The sequence below is a fragment of the Escherichia sp. MOD1-EC6162 genome (assembly GCF_002965125.1).
GTDB lineage: Bacteria > Pseudomonadota > Gammaproteobacteria > Enterobacterales > Enterobacteriaceae > Escherichia > Escherichia marmotae.
Genome location: NZ_PTSB01000058.1, coordinates 1 through 4,413, shown reverse-complemented (window position 1 = coordinate 4,413; position 4,413 = coordinate 1). Strand labels below are relative to the sequence as shown.

At 47.0% G+C, this 4,413-nt stretch carries 5 protein-coding genes and 3 pseudogenes; 2 read left to right on the top strand and 6 right to left on the bottom strand.

The window, feature by feature from the left end:
• Window positions 1–284: 284 nt before the first annotated feature.
• The 6 genes and pseudogenes from A9587_RS23915 to A9587_RS23885 form a co-directional block, all read right to left on the bottom strand.
• A pseudogene (locus A9587_RS23915) lies at window positions 285–488 on the bottom strand (hypothetical protein); the annotation flags it as partial.
• Between the two features lie 106 nt (window positions 489–594).
• Window positions 595–870, bottom strand: a complete 276-nt coding sequence (locus A9587_RS23910) for a type II toxin-antitoxin system RelE/ParE family toxin (RefSeq protein WP_097762342.1) — start codon at window positions 868–870, stop codon at window positions 595–597.
• Window positions 870–1,154 carry a CopG family ribbon-helix-helix protein gene (locus A9587_RS23905; protein ID WP_097762343.1) on the bottom strand — a complete coding sequence of 95 codons (285 nt, stop codon included), beginning with the start codon at window positions 1,152–1,154 and terminating at the stop codon, window positions 870–872. Before A9587_RS23905 ends, A9587_RS23910 begins: the two co-directional genes overlap by 1 nt.
• 254 nt (window positions 1,155–1,408) lie before the next feature.
• Window positions 1,409–1,741, bottom strand: a complete 333-nt coding sequence (gene pemK-mt / locus A9587_RS23895) for a type II toxin-antitoxin system toxin endoribonuclease PemK-mt (RefSeq protein WP_109043815.1) — start codon at window positions 1,739–1,741, stop codon at window positions 1,409–1,411.
• Window positions 1,742–1,778: 37 nt separating this feature from the next.
• Window positions 1,779–2,000, bottom strand: coding sequence for an AbrB/MazE/SpoVT family DNA-binding domain-containing protein (locus A9587_RS23890; RefSeq protein ID WP_097762345.1), 222 nt, complete (start codon window positions 1,998–2,000; stop codon window positions 1,779–1,781).
• Between the two features lie 37 nt (window positions 2,001–2,037).
• Window positions 2,038–2,313, bottom strand: a pseudogene (locus A9587_RS23885) (lysostaphin resistance A-like protein); the annotation flags it as partial.
• Window positions 2,314–2,522: 209 nt separating this feature from the next.
• Here A9587_RS23885 and A9587_RS23880 point away from each other — a divergent pair.
• Window positions 2,523–2,726 (top strand): annotated as a pseudogene (locus A9587_RS23880) (Tn3 family transposase); the annotation flags it as partial.
• A gap of 356 nt (window positions 2,727–3,082) precedes the next feature.
• A complete protein-coding gene (locus A9587_RS23875) occupies window positions 3,083–3,841 on the top strand; it encodes a substrate-binding domain-containing protein (RefSeq protein ID WP_097762347.1) in 759 nt (252 codons plus the stop codon).
• Window positions 3,842–4,413 lie beyond the last annotated feature (572 nt).

Genomic DNA, 4,413 nt, shown 5'->3' with positions numbered 1-4,413 from the left:
TCACAGAAATGGACAATGCCGTTAAGGGACTGGCGAATGGCAATGAGCCGCTTTATTATCGAGTTCGGTGACCGCCTGGACGGTCACTTCTGAGAAAAGGCATTTACACAGAATCCTAAACAGGCTCGTTTTTTTAGTCTTTTGGGAATTTAAATTCTTATCGATCAAGGAAAACAGAATACAGCAATGCACTTGTACTGTTTCTATTATTCTGGCGATTTCAATAAAGGCACTTGCTCGCGCTCTGTCATTTTCTGAAACTCTTCATGCTGCATTTCGATTTTCCTTCTAAAATCATAACTCGCATACCTGTTCTTTTTATGTATATCCATATCTATTTTTGTGACGAGTTCAAACCACAATGTTCGCACTCCCCATGCAGCGTTATGAAACATTTCCGCAACGGCTTTTGAATCAGTATTAACTGCTTCGGTCATGTAGTCGCTAATACGTTCAGCGGTAATTTTCGTTATTTCATCGCAATTCATTTTATCTCCTACAATATTATTTAATGGAATGCAAAATATCTGGCCTGATAACAATGTTCCAGAATTAATACCTGCAGGCTATGTTAAAGTTGTCCCCACACACAATCTACCTGTTTTCTCGTGTGTGCCACAGGCGCAATACATAAATAGTCTGGCCATTAAGTTCGTAACGGATTTCGTACTCGCCAACAAAAATCCGTCTGACCTCCCTGGGTTCAAACTGAAACAACTGTTCTCCCATACGTGGATGAGTTAACAGAATGACCGGCGCCTGTGTCAGGAACTGCACCGTTCTGGCGGCAGCAGGTTTACTGGCCAGCACCAGAAAATCATATAACCACGCCAAATCAGAAAGCGCCTTACTGGTCCACTTCAGTTCCATCAGCGTGCCACCGGTAACGGATGGTCAGTACCGAGGCTGTCCGCCCAGGCCTGTACAGCCTGATGATCGATAACCTGTCCGGATGTCACATCGTCCAGGGCTTCCAGCGTCAGGCGATTACGCTCCTCCTCCTGGGCAAGCCATGCAGAAAGCGCCTGTTTAATAACCCAGCCCCGGGAGCGTTCCAGCCTGGCGGCCATCTGGTCGATTTTATCAGCCATAAGTAATGGCACATGCGCGGTAATTACTTTTGTTGCTTGTGCACTATTGTTTTTCATTTGCATATCCGATTAGTTGTTAATCATATTTAATCATAGTGATTACTTTCAGACGAAACAAGGCAAATAATGCGCGTCAGCGTATGTAAGGCGGCATACGGAGGTTACATGTAGGGGGCCGCTTGGAATTCGGAAAATAAACCACGTCAAGACTGTTTTTTAGCCAAATAGCTTTTAGGAATCGCCAGAATGGCGGGACAACAGAGGTTTTGGTGTCCGAAATCGTACGTTTTCGTCCGATTGCCCCTCAAATCCCATGTTCAGGTCAAAATAGTGGACAGGCGGCCAAGAACTTCGCTCATGATAGTCTCCGGGACCCGTTCGAGTCGTTTGCCGCCCCGGGCTTTCATATCAATTGTCCGGGGCTGATCGCAACGCACAACACCGGTGGTACGTATGCCGGCACCATCCAGCGACACCGCAAAGCCGGCAGTGCGGGCAAAATTGCCTCCGCTGGTTACGGGCACAACAACAGGCAGGCGGGTCACGCGATTAAAGGCCGCTGGTGTGACAATCAGCACCGGCCGCGTTCCCTGCTGCTCATGACCTGCGGTAGGGTCAAGCGAAACAAGCCAGATTTCCCCTCTTTCCATATCAGATTTCCTCCTGACCAGCTGCTGGCGCATCCAGTCACTCTCGTTCTTCTGCTGAGATATCAGCACTCGAATCGCACTGTGCCAGTAACTCAGCCAGTGAATACTGCGGACGTCTATGTGGCTCCACAATCAGCCGACCATTATCAATGATCATGCCTACTTCATTATCAGTTCCCAGAGACAGAGCATTCAGCAGTGCAGGTGGAACGGTCAGCATTACTGAGCCGCCAACCTTCTTCAGTCGGGTGGTATGCATATTACACCTTCATAAAAGATATATTTAAATATAACTTTCAACCCAACAGTAAGCCCAGCACGGTTGCTTCCATATGCAGCAATACCGGCAGCAGCAGGCCACCACTTCTGATCCGGGCCGCTGATGTAATCAGCCCCACTAGGAATATTTCTGCCAAGGTCAGCAGGTTCAGATACTGCTGCATATGCACGGCGACAAACAGCAAAGACGTAATCAGCGCACCCAGCCACATCGTCCAGCTGTATCGCGAACGGAAGACATTCAGCATGATCCCACGGAACAGTGTTTCCTCATTCAGCGGGGCAAGGATAAAGGGGTTCTACGCCGGAACCCCATCACGGCACTCAGACGTGATTAAACATAGCTATGACAGGATCTGTCATCTCTGCATCCTGCTCCCAAAGGTGGGTAATAATACTTTTAAGCGGATCATCTGCATCTTCCTAGCAGAACGTACAGAGAATTGTATCATCAGGGTAACGGAACAGACGTAAACGGACAAAAGATGAATTCCGCATCCCCAACACTATTTATATGCAGGCTGCCCTGGACCATCTCAGAGCACAGGGGGAAATAGTGAATGATGAAGATATCGCACGCCTCTCACCACTTTGCCACGGACACATCAATATGCTCGGTCATTATTCCTTCACGCTGGCAGCCTTGGTGACGAAAGGGCATCTGCGGCCATTAAAAGAGGCATCGGAGGAAGAAAACATTGCTTAACGTGAGTTTTCGTTCCACTGAGCGCCAGCCCCCTTATCGCAGTTACCCGGTCACTCACCCAATTCAGGAGACCTCAAAAACAATTTGGATAAAAAATAGTTTTAACGTGCTGTTTTTTCCGTTTCGTGAGCTGACGCCATAAATACCCAACGACCTGTGCATTACAAAAATGTAATCAATGTGTAAGTTTTATGCGTCTCAGAATACATATAATCTTTTTTAATTTTGTTAACTGTAAATGACGAGTTATGCACATGGTGAAAAAACATAAATTTATCTGGGCATAATATCTATTGACTTTAGTGGTTTATATTTTATTTTGCAAAAATCATCACATTCAATAAAAGGAGTTTTTTATGAGGAACACAATAGCTGTTTTTTTAATATTTCTGTCTTCTGCTGCTTATGCAGATATCAATCTGTATGGACCAGGTGGTCCACATACAGCCTTGCTCGATGCAGCCAAGCTTTACACCGAAAAAACCGGTGTTACAGTGAACATTCATTACGGTCCACAACATAAATGGAATGAAGAGGCCAAAAAGAATGCAGATATTCTATTTGGTGCATCAGAACAATCTGCTCTTGCTATCACTCGGGACCATAAAGACAGATTTAATGAAAAGGATATTCAGCCTCTTTATCTGCGAAAAAGTATTTTACTGGTAAAGAAAGGTAACCCTAAAAATATCCGGAGTATTGACGACCTGACCAGACCAGGGATTGGCATCATCGTTAATGATGGTGGTGGTACCAGTAATACATCAGGTACAGGCGTTTGGGAAGATATTGCCGGACGTAAGAGTAATATAGAAACGGTTGCAGCAATCCGGAAAAATATTATTTTGTATGCGCCCAATAGCGGAGCTGCACGTAAGGCACTGGAGAATCAGCCTGAAGCAGATGTCTGGATCACATGGGCTGACTGGGCGGCCAGTAATCCAGGAATTGGCGATGTCGTAGAAATAGCACCAGACTACGTGATATGGCGTGATATGAATATTACCGTACGTCAGGATGCAAATGATGAAATCCGTCGATTTGCTGAATGGCTACAAACCGACGAAGCAGCGCCTGCATTCAAAAAATATGGCTGGACCAGGAAAGGAGTTTGATACCCTTCACGTTCTTCAGGACGTGGGGGATGTTTTCCGAATGCCGCACCAGCGGCATGGAAGGCGGCACTCTGTTGTTGCATATGGCACAGGAGTAAAACCGCCGAAGCCCGGCGTAAGCCGGTACGTATTGATAGATTTCACCTTACTCATCCAGCCCTGTTAAGCCATACCCGCTTTCAGCCATGACAGAGTTTCTGTGCGCGGTCGGAGTGGTCCAGGCAAGGGTTTACCCGCAGCCGGGGCGTATCTCCGCGTTAGCGGGCCGTCAGGGCCGCTTACGAGCGTGTATGAGAGATCGAGTAGGCAGCCTAGCGGCTGCGGCTTGTCATGGCCTGTAATTACCGTTATAAAAACAGACAATGTCATTGTCTTTCAGGTGGTTATATAGCCCGTTCAGCTAAACCTCGCAAACAAAAATCCAGCAGACAATCTTCCCACTCAGCCCCCCCTGTTGCGATGGCGGGTGGTCCCCTGCGCCGGAGGAACAGATAATGAAGCCGGGCTGTTTTTTCCCGACTTCGCCAGCGCTGCCGATTACTGTATGGAGAAAGATATTCCATACCTGTTTG

Excerpts from the sequence above, each read along its gene's own strand:
- A9587_RS23910 (WP_097762342.1), bottom strand. The coding sequence starts at position 870 with ATGGAACTGAAGTGGACCAGTAAGGCGCTTTCTGATTTGGCGTGGTTA.
- A9587_RS23905 (WP_097762343.1), bottom strand. The coding sequence starts at position 1,154 with ATGCAAATGAAAAACAATAGTGCACAAGCAACAAAAGTAATTACCGCG.
- pemK-mt (WP_109043815.1), bottom strand. The coding sequence starts at position 1,741 with ATGGAAAGAGGGGAAATCTGGCTTGTTTCGCTTGACCCTACCGCAGGT.
- A9587_RS23890 (WP_097762345.1), bottom strand. The coding sequence starts at position 2,000 with ATGCATACCACCCGACTGAAGAAGGTTGGCGGCTCAGTAATGCTGACC.
- A9587_RS23875 (WP_097762347.1), top strand. The coding sequence starts at position 3,083 with ATGAGGAACACAATAGCTGTTTTTTTAATATTTCTGTCTTCTGCTGCT.